At 40.9% G+C, this 16,908-nt stretch carries 3 protein-coding genes; all 3 read right to left on the reverse strand.

From position 1 onward, the window contains the following. On the reverse strand, positions 1-7,892 hold a 7,892-nt coding region (locus PAN07_RS13820; protein WP_269798144.1), incomplete at its 3' end, for an SIALI-17 repeat-containing surface protein. 142 nt (positions 7,893-8,034) lie between these two features. Continuing rightward, a complete protein-coding gene (locus PAN07_RS13825; RefSeq protein WP_269798145.1) occupies positions 8,035-14,547 on the reverse strand; it encodes a SpGH101 family endo-alpha-N-acetylgalactosaminidase in 6,513 nt (2,170 codons plus the stop codon). Between the two features lie 296 nt (positions 14,548-14,843). Continuing rightward, positions 14,844-16,823 (reverse strand): peptide ABC transporter substrate-binding protein, encoded by a 1,980-nt coding sequence (locus PAN07_RS13830; protein WP_084861593.1) that lies wholly within the window; start codon positions 16,821-16,823, stop codon positions 14,844-14,846. Between the last annotated feature and the right edge of the window lie 85 nt (positions 16,824-16,908).

Raw genomic sequence — 16,908 nt, forward strand, 5'->3', positions numbered from 1 at the left:
GGGCCTGTATAAGCTGGTAGCTCATGTTTCAAGGCCATAACTGCATTGACACCACCCTTGAACTCTGGTTTCTCTACTGTTGGAGCGGCTTGGTCGCCTACAGTTGATACTGGACCTGTATAAGCTGGAAGCTCATGTACCAAGGCTTCAACTGCATTTACACCACCTGTAAATTCAGGTACCTCAAGCACTGGTGCTGGTTCTTCACCCTTGCTTGATTGAACCGGTTCTTCTGTCAATTCTTGATAGAAGCTCGCCAATTCATAAAACTCAGCCTTGCCACCTTCCCAGACCAGTTTAACATCTAGAAGAGAACCACTATTTCGGATAGCAAAGGTTTGGAGACTAGATGTAATAGCACCAAGATCTGTCCAACTTTCTTGACCATCCTTAAGTGTTCTCGCTTGAACTCGTGCTTTCGCTCCTTCAGGAAGGCTTGAAACAAGACGAAGATGGTTGGCATTGGTTGGTTCTGACAAGTGGTAAACCATTTCACCCTTATCATTTTCCGCCTTATAGCTAGTCAAGACTTTTCCATCTACGAGATTAGTATAGAAGTTGCCTCGGCTTTCGCCACCATTTCCTTCTACAGTTGGATCATTGATTGGTTTGACAAATTCGCCATCATTGATCACCAATTCTGTAAAGCCTACAAAACGAGCATCATAATCAGCTGTATAGAGGACACGAAGATAGTTTGCTTTGACTGGTGTTGTCAATTCACCCTCGATGTAACGATTTCCTGGCATCTTAGAATCATGTGTCCAACCATCTGTCAATGAATCATCGTGTTGGCTATTAGCCACACCATCTCCTACTGTCACAACATCTGTCCAAGTTTTACCGTCTTGGCTGACTTGGATTTTACCATCACGAAGATAGTTTTGAGTTCCGTCTTGGATGTAGGCTCTGATCTTCTTGATAGTGCGTTCGCTACCAAGTTTCAAGGTTACATGGCCATCTTTATGGGCATAGTCTGAAAACTCAACGAAGTTGTTGTACACACCATCAAACAATTGATCGAGGTTATTAATCTTACGAACATCATTACTTCCATATGTTGGATGAATGCCCATAGTTGTAGATTCTAGTTTGGTTGGTTGCACTTCTTTAGTCGTTACAAGGAGAGAAGTTGATGGAACAGCCTGTTCTTGGTCTGTTTTATTAACAAGACGAACATAACGTACCAAGTGGGTTGCGACAGATCTGTCTGTCAGCTGACTAGCTGGTGTCCATTCTTGCGCATTTACAGAGTACTCTAGACTTAGGGCTGGGTTGGCCTGGCCTTGGAGCTGGATGCTCTTGACTTGATGGATTCGGTCAAGCTTCATACCTAAATAGCTATGAGCAGGAAGTTTAGTTCCAGCTGGAATTTGAAGCTCGTAACTGCCCAAGCTATCCACTACTGGTGTTTCCTTCAAGGCATCCACGTTGGTGTCTGTTAAATCGCTATTTCCAGAACGTGTCTCAACAGAGAAGTCTTGGATACGCCACCAAAGGTCACTTGCCTTGGTATTGCGTACTCGGATGTAACGAGCATTGATAGCTCTAGTCACTTCCTTAGTTTGTTCTCCTGATAGGCGATCTAACTCTTGCCATGCAGATCCATCTGTAGAGTACTCAAGTACACCTGCGGCAAGTTTATCGCCAGTTCCTTGGCGAAGACGAACTTTAGTGACTGACTTGACTTCACCTAGGTCAAGTTGTGCCCAGGCATCTACTGGAGTCGTATTGCTGCCGTCAGCATTTGCCATCATAGCTTCTGTATTATCTTTACCATCAGTAATTTGACTTGCTGATGTTCTCAATTTATAAACTAGATTTGAGCTGAGGCTAATTGTAGCAGTTTGTTGTTTACGAGCGTTCTCTACTGGACGATTTACTGCAATCTCGCGAACTGCAAACCAGGTGTCATCACGATCTTCTGTAGCAATCATACGCACTGCTTTAGCTTTGATGTTAAGATTTTCAAACTGAACAAGTGACTCATTACCAACATAAGTTGGTTCTTTCAAACTTACCCAATTATCTTTTTCATCTTGATACTGCACTTCAGCCTTACTAAAGGTATCACGTGGATTTGCCTGAGTTCCCATAGCAAAGGTCAATGTTTGGATATCTACCGGTTTGTTAAATTTCATACCGATATAATCACCTGTCTTAATACTATTTGGTGATTTAATCAAAGCATGAGTTGCCAAGTCACCATCCGTTACTTCTGCCAAACCACCTTCTACACCTGTTCGATTGGTAATAAAGGTGCTGATGATTTGATCTGGATGCAAGACTTTTTGAACTTCAGAAGCTAGAACTTCTTTCAAGGATAGGATAAATGGACGGATATGTTGAACACCCAATTCAGCCTTTTCAAGATGGTCTACATAATGGAAGGTATGAGTTTGAGACTGTTCGTACAATTTCAAACCTTTATAGTAGCTATCCCAAAGTTTGGCTGCATCATTTGTAGCCATAGCCTCTGTTCCTGTTAGGAAGGCATCAAGGGCATTCATTTGGTCGATTGCATTATCCAACCAATAGTGGATCTGTGCAACCATTTTTTTATCACCTGATGCTTTATAAAGTTCAGCCGCTTCTTTAATCTTGGCAAATTCTGCACGCAAGGTTGCACGTTCTGCAGTTACATCCTGACCCGCTTTGAGCTTAGTCATGAAGTCTGTCAATTTTGGAGCTAATTCAACTGATTCTTCTAGTTTAACGACACGACCATCCATGTTTTGGTTAATCATATGCTTACCAAGTTCGCGGAAGGCTGCTGATACCTTGCTATCTTCAAAATGACCATTTTCAACAAAGTTGAAGGCAATGTCATTGAGTTTCTTAGCTTCTTCTTCTGACTTCCACTGTTTCCATGTATATTGAGCTCCAGCAAAGAGGGCAATCTTAGATGGTTCAGACTGTTGCATTGGATTCAACATGATCCCAGACAGCAAGCTTGGATCTACATTCGGATGAAGGAATTTCTCACCACCACCTAGAATCAAGTGTTGTTTAGAGTTATCTGTAACTGGCCAGTTCACCCAAAGTGATACTGGACGATAAGTCTTACCACCTGCAGTTAGATTGTTCTTGAGAGTTGATAGGAAGCCTTCAGAAACTTCACCCCAAATCTTACCACCCGTCAAGGTCATAGAGGTTGAACTTGGGAGATTTTCATTTAGAGATTTCAACTCTGCTTCACGTCCATTACCCCAATACTGACCTGGAACAAAGATCATTTCTTTGCGAAGTCCACTATAAGTTCCTTGCATTTCTGTCAACCAGTTGGTCATATCCTGCATCAAGCGGTTGTAGCTATTATAGCCTCCAACTGGGCTTGGTGCATCATCGGCTAGAATACCAAATTCACGGACACCCACTTTCATCAACTGAGTAAATTTAGCCTTGATGGTTGCCAAATCTTCTTGGTAATGCGCTTCATTACCAAAGCGGATACGGTTGTTCATGAATGGATGAATGGTCCAAACATAGCGAGTTTTACTTTGATTTCCGACGCGAGCAAGTTCACGAATTTCAGCTAGTTTTTCTTCTGGGTAAAGTTCACGCCATTTCTTGTTGTGGTATGGATCATCTTTTGGTGCGAAGAAGTATTGGGTCAATTTCAAATCGCCACCAAAACGCATGAGTTCAGCACGATCTGCATTAGACCATGGATTTCCATAGTAACCTTCGATGAAACCACGGTTCTTGATTTCAGCGTAATCTTCCACTGTCACATTGCGAAGAACTGGAACTTGACTTTCTTTGAGCATGTGTTTCAAGGTTGTCAAACTATAGAAGACTGCATCTGTGTCTTTTCCGACGATAGAAATCGAATTATCCTTGATGGTCAAGGCATAGGCATCAATCTTGTCAAAGAGACCTGCTGAAACCTTGGACATATTTTGCTCTGCTTGTGAACCTTGTCCATGCACTCCAAGATAAATATTAGTTGCGCCAGCAACTGCTGATTTACTAGTAGTATAGGATACTTGATTGTCCTGCAAGACACTCTTCAAGCGATTGCGAGTATAAATATCGAGTTGATTGCCCATAACCAGATTGACTTGCTTACGAAGGGCTGTGACTCCTTCTCCATAAGTCACTTTTTGTGGAGTTGGGAAAACTTTGTACTCTTTCTTGAGATAGTCTGCGCTCTTGCTAGCAGCTGCAATGCTGTCTTCACTAGCTGGTTTACTTGCAGTAAATTGATCCGCCAATTCAACTGTTCCATCACCTGTTTGCTCGACTTTTGGAGTTTCAGGTGTAGATGGTTGTTCTGGTTCTGATGTCTCTTGTCCCTCTTTGATAGGTTTCAATAGATGAACTTCAGCTGCACTTGCAAAGCCCCCAACACCTGATAGAACTTTCAACTCAACCTTGTTAGTCTGAACAGGAGCAAAGTTGACTGTTTTTTCTTGAGCGTTGTTGTCCCAGTTTCCTTCTGAAACCTTGACCATTTGGCCATCTTTTTGTGCGTAGATTTCGTAGCGAGTAACGACTCCATTTCCACCACCTGGACGTGGGAGATAAGTCAAACCATTGACTTTTTCTGCTTCTTTCAAAGTCATGGAAAGAGTGTACGGAGCAGTATCACCAGTCCATTTAGTATGCCAGAATGTATTCGGATCATTGTCAAAGGCTTTTTCAACAACTCCTTCAGTCGCTGTTCCTGGTGTTTCTTGACTAGTTGCAGAAACTGTGAAATGATCTGTTGGAATCAAACGAGGATTTACAAATGGTTTATCTGTCAACTCTGCACTATGTAAAATTCCTTTGAACCCACCGATGCTTTCAAGCGGTAGAACCAAGCTATTGTGAGCAAAGCGAGGGTAAGCTGGATTCGCGATACGTTCAATCTTCTCACCATCCACATAGAATTCCGTTGATTGTGGTTTGGTCACGATAGAGATTTGATAACGTTTATTCTTTTCGAGTTTTTTCTTGAACTGGATATGGAACTGTTCAAATTGATAAGCAAGATAGCCGTCTTTATCAGCTAGATAGATACGGTTGTCTCCACTTGTTGAGAAGGTTTGTTCACCGTCTCCAGTGACAGTTACATCAAACTTCAAGACATGACTTGGACCAACATCACCAGCCAGGCCTTCAATACTACTGTCTTTATCAAATGCTAAACCTTGATCAGATGCTTTTACTTTCTTACTTGCATAGTTTTCCACTGTTTCAGGATTGATAGTAAACAAATCACTTTGATCAATCTCTTTATCAGGATTTGACTGTGGCGCATAAGGGCTCGTTGGTAGGGTGCGTTCTGCAAAGGTCGCAGCTGCACGGTCAGATCCCCAGGTGCGTTCTGCAGTGGTTTGCATGCTCTTGAAGAAGCGTTTGAAGATATCATAAGATGTCAAACCTGTCTCATGAAGATCAATATTGTCATTCCAAACTGCGTGGCCACCACCAATTACATTTGGATTTGATGCTTCTAGAAGTGGACCATGACCTGTTCGGAAATCATTTGGTGTCCACCTATTGTATTGTGTTTCATAGTTAGCATAGTCACCATAAGCTGTTTGACGATTATCACCATTTGGTACACTATAGGTTGGAATATCTGTTATGTTGATAATCTTAGCTCCCTGAGCAATAGCTTCTTTTGGTTGCTGCCAGCCAATACTCCAGATATCAACTTCTACATCTTTCCAATCAACCGCTGTTTTACCTCGTTTCGCACTAAGCGACCCCCAAATACGAGGTGTATAGCCTTTCCCTTTAATGTATTTAATAAGGTCATTGACATAACGACGATAGCTTTCTCTGCTTCCGTAGTATTCATCCGTTCCGATATGAACAGTAGACACCCCATGAAGTGGTGCATCTGGACCATCAAGAAGTTTGTCATAAACTGATTTGACAAAAGCCAGCGTTTCATCGTATTTATTATCTAGATCGAGCATGGCTACTCGCTCTACATTATGTTTACCTCTGTAATCGCTCAGGCTACCTTGATACATGAGGTCTGGACGAACTTTGACAAATGACAGAGCATGACCTGGTGTGTCAATTTCAGGTACTAGATTGATATGCAAGGCCTTAGCAAGTTTAATCAGATTTTGCATCTCTTCTTTAGTATAGTGCTCATCTGATGTTAATTTTTGACCATTCTTACCGACAATATCTGTCTCTACACGGAAACCTGTCTTAGCATGTTCTAGAACGTACTTAAGCTCTTCTTCTTGTGTTAGGTTCTTACCTGCTAAGTGCTCTTTTAGGAAGATATAGTTATCGTTGAGGTGCAACTGCAAGTCGTTCATCTTGTAGTAAGCCATGTTGAGCATGATGTCTACAAGGGTGTCATAAGGAATAAATTTACGACCTGTATCTAGCATAAAGCCACGGTGGCTGAAACTTGGGAAATCACGAATTTCTCCATTTTGGAGATTGCTTTCCCCCATTTGAAGAAGAGTACGAGTGGCGTAGAAGGCGCCTGTGTTCGTTGCAGCTTCGATGGTAATGACACCATCTTGAATAGTGATGCCATAACCTTCCTTACCATACCCCTTATTTTCAACTTTTTTAAATTCAATTCGTTTTTGAGCCTGCTTATCACCTGTCGCAAGTTCCAATCCACGGCTTGCAAGGTCTGACTGGTAGAAGGTTGCAGCCTGATCAAAGCCTGAATCTCCTGTCGCAAGAACTGTATCTGAAGTGATAGAAGATTGACCTTCTTTTCCATACCATTGTTGAACAGCTGGTGCTACTTTTGGTTTGACACCTACACCTTCGTCCTGATGTAGCCCCTTGATGACTACTTCAAATTCTTTAGTAAAGGTATGTGAATCTTTAATTTGCTCTACCATAACCTTAACGCGTTGATCAGTCAGAGGCTTATAAATGTGATTTTGAAGGTCAATCACACCTTGTTTGTTGCTACCTATAAGACTGACTTTTCCTGGTAAAGTTGGAAGTACTAAAGATTGTCCATCCTTAGCGACTGTCAATTCCGTAACTTGGCGAATATCTGTCACTTTAGTTGGATCAGGGATATTCGAATAAGCTCGAATTTCTTGAATACCAACGTTTCTCCAGCCCATTGTGCCCGCTTGATAGTCATTGATTTCTAACTTGAGATATTTAGCTTGAATACTATTGGCTAAGTCAACTTTCTCATCTAAAACAGGTTCTCCAGTCTTGGTATGAGCTAGTTTCCATTGTTTTTCTCCACTAGCATTTACATCATCTTGACCTGCATAGTAGAGGCTCCAAGATTTGATATTTGGATCATTTTGTCCCTTGCGGACACGGCGATCCCAATCAATCTCTACATGCCTAATAAGTGTAGTTTTTGGAAGAGTTAATTCGAAAGTTGGTTTGTTAATATTTGGATTTGTTGCCCAACGAGTATCAGGATCCCCATCTACTGCCTTGTCAGCAGTAAAAGGAGTTCCAGTTTCTGAGTCGTTTGCTTGGACAGTGACACCTTCTAAGTGGTTACGATCTTCTCTATCTTCAATTTGATTTTCAACCGGTTTGATTGTAGGTGTAGCTGGTTCTACAGGTTTAGAATCTGCTTTTGGTGTTTCAACCGGCTTCAGAGTCTCAGCTGGTTTGGGAGCTGTTGGAGTTGTTGCTGGGCTTGTTTCTTCAGTTGCTGCAGGACTTGTTCCTGCAGTATTTTCATGATTTTCATCATGACCTGTATCTGCCGTCGCTTCTGATTCAGCTTTCTTTAAAACAGCTGCTAAATCATCTGGCAACTTGTCTAAAGGCTGAGCTTGTGTGATTGTTCCTTCTTTCTCAGGTGTTCCAACTGTCTCTGCAGCTTGCACTACATTTGCACCAAAGATACTAGCACCGATCATTACAGAGGCTGCACCAATTGCAAATTTTCGAATACTATAGTGACAGCGTCTTTCAAAAAAATGTCTATCCATCTTTCTCCTATTCCTTTCTCCCACTTATTACAGTAAGCGGTCTCATTTTCCATTTGAAAATGGAGAGAACCTAGAGGTTCTCTCCAACTAAGTTATTTCTGTCTGAATTCTAGTTCCTGTAAGTTATAAAATTCAGTCTTCTTTAATTTTCTTTTCGTTTTGTCGCAAGGACAGCAGCAGATAAGGCAAGACCGACGCTAGCTAGGAAGATAGCTGTATCCGATTGGCTTTCTCCCGTTTCTGGCAATCTCTTCTGCTCTTCTGTTGAAACTGAAGTTTTAGATTCTGCAAGTTTTCCTTGACCCAATTGACTAATCCGATACTCAGGTTTTTCAATAGTTGGTGCTGCTTGATCGCCTGCTGTAGCCAATAGTCCTGTGTAGGCTGGCTTTTCGTTTACCAAAGCTTCTACTGCATTAGCTCCGCCTTTGTATTCTGGCAATTCATGAACTAAGGCCTCTACTGCATTGGCGCCACCTTTGTATTCTGGAACTTCATTGACAGCTGCTTCTACTGCATTAGCGCCACCTTTATATTCTGGCAATTCATGAACTAAGGCCTCTACTGCATTGGCGCCACCTTTGTATTCCAGAACTTCATTGACAGCTGCTTCTTCACCTGCTGTTCCAACTGGTCCTTTATACTCAGGTACATCAAGAATTGGTGCTGCTTCTTCACCTGCTGTTCCAAGCGGGCCTTTATACTCAGGCAATTCAAGAATTGGTGCTGCCTCCTCACCTTTGCTACTTGTAGGAGCATCTGGTTTCACAGTCTGATCTTGTAGTTGGTTGAGATATTCTGCAAAATAGGCAACCATTCTTTCAGTCAAGAGATGGTTATCCGTAGCATATTTCATGCTAGCTACTACACTTGCTACTTCCTCTTGATTTTCTTTGCTGGTCAATTTTTGAGCTTTCGCTAAAGCTGTTTCATAACCTGACAAATCAAGAGCTGTTTCTGCCACCTGTGGACGACTAAAGATCAACTCAGCAGCGGCTTGATATTTATCCCCACCATCTCCATAAGACTTGGTACCTGTCAAAACAATTTTCTTAGCCTTAATTGTCTTACCAAAGTCAATATCTTTTGGTTTATTGTTATCTGGCCAATCAGTTGCAGTGAAAGTATGTTCTTTACCAGACTCATCTGTCACAACCAGTTTCACATCTCGCAAATTACCATTTGATCCTGATCCGCGTGGTACATAACGGAAGCCTGTGATTTCCGTCGCTTCTTTCAAGACCATAGTTGCAGGTTTACCAACATCTCCACCATTCCAAGACGTATGCCATAGACTTGATAAGTTACCATCAAAGGCATTGGCTAAATCTTCTCCCGCTTGCGCTGGAGCATTTAGACTTTCAAAGTCTTCTGCTACCAAGGCTGTTTTCTTTTGTACCAAGGCATTCTTCAGAGCGTCAATCTTAGCAATCTCAGCACGCGCTTCTTCCACGCTAATGTCATCATCTGCTTGACTGAGGTTAAAGACAGCTTCCTTCAAGGCATCCATAGATTCCTTAGTATAGTTGGTCATAGCAACCGTTGGCAAGTAGTTCTTCAGAGCATTTTCTGTCAACATCTTACCAGTTAGAGTGATTTCCTCGATTTGAAGTTTATCCATGATGAAGTCGTTGTAACCACGGAAGTTAGCATTTCCACCAGAATCTCCACGAGTATTGCTTGCGTTACCAGTTGAGTAGATACCCACCCAAGTATCGCCTGTTTCTGCACCTGTTACGAGGAAGGTTACCTTCTTGGCTTTCTTAGAATCTGTCCAAGTATTTGGTAGTTCATGCATTTCCAAATTGCTTGCTTGATTACCGCGACGACCTGACTGGAATTCTCCCTTACCGACTACAAAGGCATAGGTATTGTCAGAGCCTGCTTCGTATTCAAAGGTTACACGATAAGTCTTACCAGCTTCAAAACGGAAGTTTTGAGGAATTGTTTGGTAAACCAAGTTACGACGGCTAACTAGCCCATTTGTCTTCAATGACCAATTTCCTTCGATAACATCATCGACTTTCTTACCATTCCAATCACGTTGTGTATATGGATCATGTTTTTCAGATAAGTGAGTACGATTATCCTCAACTCCTTCGATACCACCAATTACAAATGGGAAAATACCTTGAGCGACATTTTCAAAGTCTTGTTTAAATGTTCCTTTAGCTGTATCATGATTATCTCCGTACATACTTGAATTGTTTTCAAAGGTACGAATTTCATCAAAGTAAGTTGCTTCATCACCAGCTTCACGACTCAAAGTAAGAGTGACATTTGATACATCTGAACCCGTTGTAAAGAAGGCATACATGTTTTGGAAGTAACTTGTATCATCAACTGTAGCATTGTCACGACGAGTATTATGGGCATAGGCCTTGACATAGTTAAGAGCTAGTGACTTATTGGTATAGCTAGTCACTTCTTTTTCACCAGTATTTACTGTGATACTTGCCTTAGCATTACTACGATTATCAACACCGACATAAACGGCATACTTAGTATTTGGTTTCAAGCCAGTCAGTTTCTGAGTAAGGCTGACTGTGCTCTTATTGCCTTGGATACGAAGCATTTCATTTGCGCCTTGTGATTTGACAATTTCTGCCTTAGAAACATCACCAGAAATAGTCCAGTGTTTCAAAGTTCCACTGTTAAATCCTTGGTCATAGATGTGCATGCCTTCGCTCCATGACATTTCAGGATTGGTTTGTTTTGAACGGTAGAGAACGTATGGTTGATTTGCAGTAAGATCAAGGGTAATCTTGCCATCTTTTACAGTTAATTCTTGCTCTTCTGTCTTACCTTGGTCAGTTAGCTTGTAAAGATAAACCTTACTCTTTGCCCAATCGCTAGGAAGCGTCCAAGTTGTTGCACCAGCTTGCGTATTGAAGTAGTACATCTTTTCCTTATCACTAGCAAGTTTCTTACCATTTGCATCCCAGTTCCATGGAGTCAAGTAAGCTGAACCATCTTGGATGACACGTCCATTGAGAGTCACTGTACGTTCACGGTATTGCGGGCTATTGACATCATTTGACTTACGAGTCACAACAACTTTGTTATTATCAGCATCTACCAATTCCACTCGCATTTCTGGAGTCCACTTATAAGTGCTACCGTTATCAGACATGGTGACTGGTGTACCATTTTCCCATTTACTTACAGTGAAGTGTTGGAAGTACTTGGTCATGACATCATGAGCAAATAAGTTGGTTACATAGCCATTGTAGTCACTTCTTCCTTGCCAACCTTCAAAGTCTTTCATGCTGTAGCCACCTAGAAGTGGATAGTTCGCTGCACCACCGTAACTTCTGTAATCCCCAACCCAAGAATCTTTTTGGTGGTTGCGGATAAAGCGCGTGATGGCACTGTTGATACCTTTATTAGTGTAGCCACCATAGGTCAAGTCAGCTGCCCAGTGTTGGAAGGTAGAGTCGTATTCACCACCATGACCCCACTCGATCGCAAAGCGCCAGCCTTGTTTGTTAATTTCTTTTGCAAGAACGTGAGTAGCCCAGGCACCGTTATCACCTGATTGGCCATTGCCCCAAACGTCCACATAGATAAAGTCGAGACCTTCACCAAGTTTGTTTTTCAATTCTTCCCAGCGAGCTAAGCGACCATGCGCCAAATCATAGGCAGCATCAATGTTAATACCTTGGTCTAGCCAGTTCCAACCATAACTATAGCTTCCATCTGGATTCTTACGAAGAATATTTTCGTTAAAGTATTTAGACTCAGGATAAGTTTCAGAAGCGTTGACGTGGATACCTAGATGAGCTCCATATTTCTTCGCTTTCTCAATCAAAGCCTTGAAATCTTCGACACCACCAATACGTTTACCAATATCAGCATAGTTCAAATGGCCTGAGTCATGACCTTCACTACCATAACCTTTGAGGAGAACACCTTGTCCAAGACCATCTGTATGGAGATTGATCTTCTTGATACCATCCAAGGTCATAAGGAATGGATTTTGTGCTTGAGAACCAAAGTTCATCGCGATACGGTAAGCTGTGATATCCTTGACTTTTCCCCAGCCTTGAGGGTTGTTCATGATACTACGATAAGCAATGGCACCATCTTGCCAGTCCACTTTTTTATCCGCATTAGCATCTTCAGTAATCACAACCTTAGCACTTGGAAGTTCTTTAGTGTACTCTGGGAAGACAATACCCTTATAAGCTTTTTCCCATTGCCACTCAGAACTATGAATTCCGACATAGTTGGCATTTCCAACGGTTTCTTTATAAGCCGTCAAACGGGTCCAGTCATTAGAGCCACCACCGTAACTGTTTTGAGAATTACTCCAAACACCTGCAGCAAGCTTATCTGTAGAAACAAATCCATACATGTAACCCTTAGCCAAATCCTTCATTGGATTGGTTACTTCAATATGATCATCCCCGCTGACATGCGTATTGTTTGACATAGTTGCCCCATCAAACTTAGCACCAGCTTGCTCACTAGAAACAGATACTAAAGCATTCCCGAGGAAACTAATAGTAGAGAGTAATTTTCTTTCATCGTCAATCTTTTGACCTGGAGTGACTTGATTGTGGTTGACAATCTTAGTTACATCAAAATGTAATTGATTGTCCACAACTTGCAGACGAACTGTCATATCCGCATTGATAAGATTAGCCTCATCACGGAGTTTCATTTCATATTCTGCAGTTGTTTCATTGATTTTCTTATAAGTAACCTCAGGGGTGATTTTATGGTTATTGATAAATACTTTATTGAACTGTTGAACCTGTCCAGGCAAAGTATGGCCATTCAGCGTGTATTCCTTAACACGTGGAAAGGCTTGGTCAATCACCGCTTTTAGTACTTTAGATTGGATAGTATCATAAGTCACTTTACTGTCATCTACTACCGCACCAGTTTCTTTTTCAGCAGTAGCTTCAGTATTTTGAACTCCATCCTGATTGTCAGTCTTAATATTTACAACTGTCTTTTCAGTACCATATGTACCAGCTTTAAGTAAGATTTTCTTTTCATTTTTAAGATTTTCATTAACAGCAGCTGGCAAAGTAACCGTATCAAAAAGCTTTACATCATTATTTGTTGCATTCAGCTGACCATCTGATTTTAAGCTAATAGTCAGATGATTCACTGAGCCATTTACTGGAGCTGCAACACGGCCTCCCTGATACCATGTGCTATTACCTGGTGTCTTATATTCCCAGAACCAACCTTCTTTGTCATATCCAACAAAGACATTATTATTTGTATCTTTAAATTTCAAGAAAACACCAAAACGTGATTTGCCTGTTTCAGATTCTTCTTTGAAAGTGAGATCTACATTCGCATTCCCATTCGCATCCACAGTCAATCCTTGCTTTTCAAACAAAGCTGGTTTGCTAGCATTGTCATTTTGATCTGTTGAAGATAACTTATTGTAACGAACACCATTTTCTTCACGAATAGCAACAGTCCCTTGCTGTTCTTTTCTTGCTACAGTTTGCCATTCAGGAGTGACTTCCTTTGGTGTCTCTGGCTTAGCTGTCGCTGGTTTTTCTTCTTTCGGCTTATCTGCTTTTGGCTTTTCTTCAACTGGTTTTTCAGTTTCCTCTAAATTCGCTGGTTTTGAACTAGAGATTCCCTTAATATGATCTTGAATCCATTTTAATTGAGCTGGAGAGAAAAGGATCCCTCCACTACGGACACCGACCACACCATTTTGATGAACGCCAATCAATTTACCATCCGTGTCAAAGATACCGCCACCGCTAGCACCTGGTTGTCCACCTTGATAACCAACTCCTTGAACACCTTCACCATAAGATTCAGCAAAATCCACAGCAGTGTTAATAACTGGCGCCAACTTACCAGCAGGATAGCCAAACATATTGACTTTATCCCCAACTTTCTTAACAACTGGCTTTTCAGTAACTTCAACAGGAGCATTTTCAAGAACTGTACGCAATCTCACAAGAGCCAAATCGTTCTTATAGCCCTTTAGATAACCATCTCTATCCCAGTGAATCACATCTTTTTTACTAAATTTTACATCATCTAAACCAGGGTAGGATATACTAAAAATATCGCCATCCCCTTTATCATTATCCACAACTTTACGGATATTTCCATCTTGTTGATCCTTGATAAAGTTGTGAGAAACAGTCAAAACAAGATCCTTACCAATGACAATACCACTACCTTCTCCTGATGGAGTCTTAATCTTAACAGTAGCGCCATAGTTCAATTCTCCATTTTTTGTTTTGGCAACATCTTCAGGAACTAGACTACCAGTATCTTGTGCTAATTGATCTTTATTTACCTCTTTACCATTATCAGTAGCTTTTTCAACTTTACCTTCTAATTCTTTCGGCAACTTGTCAGTAGTTTCTTTGTTTTCCTTTTCAAGAGCTAGTAACTCTTCTTCAGTTTTTGGTCCATCCGTTGTTTCAGCAGAACCTGGATTTGCTGCTGCAGCTTCCTTATCGAACTCCCGTCCATTATCGCTCGCTTTTTTATCCAAATCAGCCAGCTCACTTGGCAAATTATCTGTTGAGCCAACTGTTGGTGTGTTAGCCAATACTGGAGCCGTAGCAAAAAAACTAGCCCCAATCATAACTGAAGCAGCACCTAGTGCAAATTTACGAATGCTGTATGTACATCGTTTTTCAAAAAATCGTTTATCCATTAACTCCTGATTCCTTTCACCAATCTTCGTAAGCGTTTACATTTCTTATTCGAAAAATACTCCTTTCTATCTGAAAAGTGCAATGCTTAACGTTTATAAAAATAATTACACTTTTAATATAACAATTTTTAATAGATAAAGCAATAGAAAAGCTAGGAAAATTGCTAATTTTTTTCTTCATTCTGACAAAACCATACTCTGAAATTAAGGGGAAAATTGTCACATAATAAAAAGGATTTAGCATTCCTATCGAATGCCAAACCCTTTATCAATCAGTTTCTATAGATGATTAAAATCTATTTCACATGTTTTGCGAGTTCTTCTTGCGCTTTTTTATTGGATTCTTCTTTTTCTTTCATCCATTTATCTTGAGCTTTTTGGTATTCATCAGCAGTAACTGCCTTGTCTTGAAGTTCCAAGTATTTGTAAAGGAGCGGATCGCTTGTCCCCTTGTTACCAGAGAAGGCAAACGGCATCGTAAATGGTACCATCTTAGACAAGATTGGGCGACCAGTGAGTGATGTTGTTGGAATAATCAAGGCACTATCTGTCAACCAAGCTTGGGCTACAGCATACTTATCATAACGTTTTGCTACATCTATTGTCTCGTTTTCAGCTTCAATTACCAATTTCTCATAGTCGTTTAGACCAACCTTCTTAGCTGCAGCATTATCTGTACCAGAATCAAAGCCAAGGTAGGTTTTAGTGTTTTCACCAACTGATGGTTTGATAATATCGAGGTAAGTAGATGGATCCGCAAAGTCTGGAGTCCAACCAACATTATCTGAAATATCCCAATCTTCCCCAGCTGCTGTTTCAGCAAAGTAGGTAATATTCAAGACTTCATCTTTTTGTAGTTGTTGAATATCAATTACGACATTATCTGCACCCAAGGTTTCTTCAACCGATTGTTTGAAAGACTGTACACGTTGAACTTTTGTAGTTGCTGTCTGGTCAACTGGCATATCTAGGTGAATTGGGAATTGTACTCCCTCAGCTTGTAGAGCTGACTTAGCTTTAGCAAATTCTGCCTTGGCTTTTTCAGGATTATATAGTCCATCTTGGGCATCAGCAAGGTTCACATCCTTCCATTCATCCCCATAAGTCACCAATTTTTCTTTGACCATATCGCCAAAGTTTTTCCCATCTGCTTGGACAAATGTTGGTGGTACAAAAAGATTACGCAAAATTTTGCTTGCACCACTGGCACCGTTCACTTGTGAAGCATAGGCCGTACGATCAAAACCAAAAGCAATAGCTTGGCGGAAATCCTTGTTTAAGAGAGCCTTTTTAGTAGAGGTCTTTTGTTCGTCACTAGTCTTAGAAGTATATTTATAGGACTGGCGGTCAATATTTGTACCAACTAGATAAGTCGTAGAGTCTTGTTGGGTATAGACAATATTATCCTTCATCGTTTTTTCAAGTTCTGCGAAACTTGCACTTGTTGGATAGAGGCGGGCTGCTGTAAGGCTACCATCTTTAAAGTTTTCTGCAGGTTTGCTGGTATCTTGACCATCCCAGAATGACAATTTTATCTTATCAACATGAACATTATCCTTATCCCAGTAGTTAGGATTTTTTGCAAATTCAACGGAAGATTTAGCCACAAGAGATTTTAACAAATAAGGACCATTATACAAGATACTGCTTGGATCTGTCGCTTTAGCAAAATCATCCCCTTTTGAGTTCAAAAACTCTTCATTAACTGGTGCCAAGACACCCATTGTTGTTTTAGAATTCCAAAAACTTTCAGGTTTGTTCAAAGTGTATTGGACTGTTTGATCGTCAAGGGCTTTAATTCCAACTTGAGAAAAATCTTTATTTTCCCCTTTAGCATAAGCATCCAGACCCTTGATTGAATCTTGTACCAAGTAAAGAGCTTGTGATTTCTTATCTGTTGCATATTTAAGACCTGTTACAAAGTCTTGAGCCTTGACAGGAGCATATTCTTCACCTTCAGATGTGTACCACTTGGCATCCTGACGAATCTTATAAGTGTAGATCAAACCATCTTTAGAAACTGACCAGTCCTCTGCCATAGAGGGAACAAGATTCCCATAACGGTCATTTTCAAGCAATCCATCAATGACGTTACTAGTAATGTTTGAAGTAGCTGCCTTGCTGGTTGTCAAATAGTTGAGATTATCTGGGTCTGTCTCGTAGGTAAATGCAAAAGTCTGCTCACCTTTAGTAGCAGAACCACCAGAACAAGCCGCTAAGACACCAGCTGCTAATAAAGTGACTCCCGCAAGAGCCAATACTTTCCTTGTTTTCATAGTATCCTCCTTTGTTTTTCTATCCATTATAGACCCTTTGCAATCTATTGTCAATATATTTTTCTGAATTTTCATTTTTAGTTGT

It is taken from the genome of Streptococcus sp. SM5 (assembly GCF_027497975.1).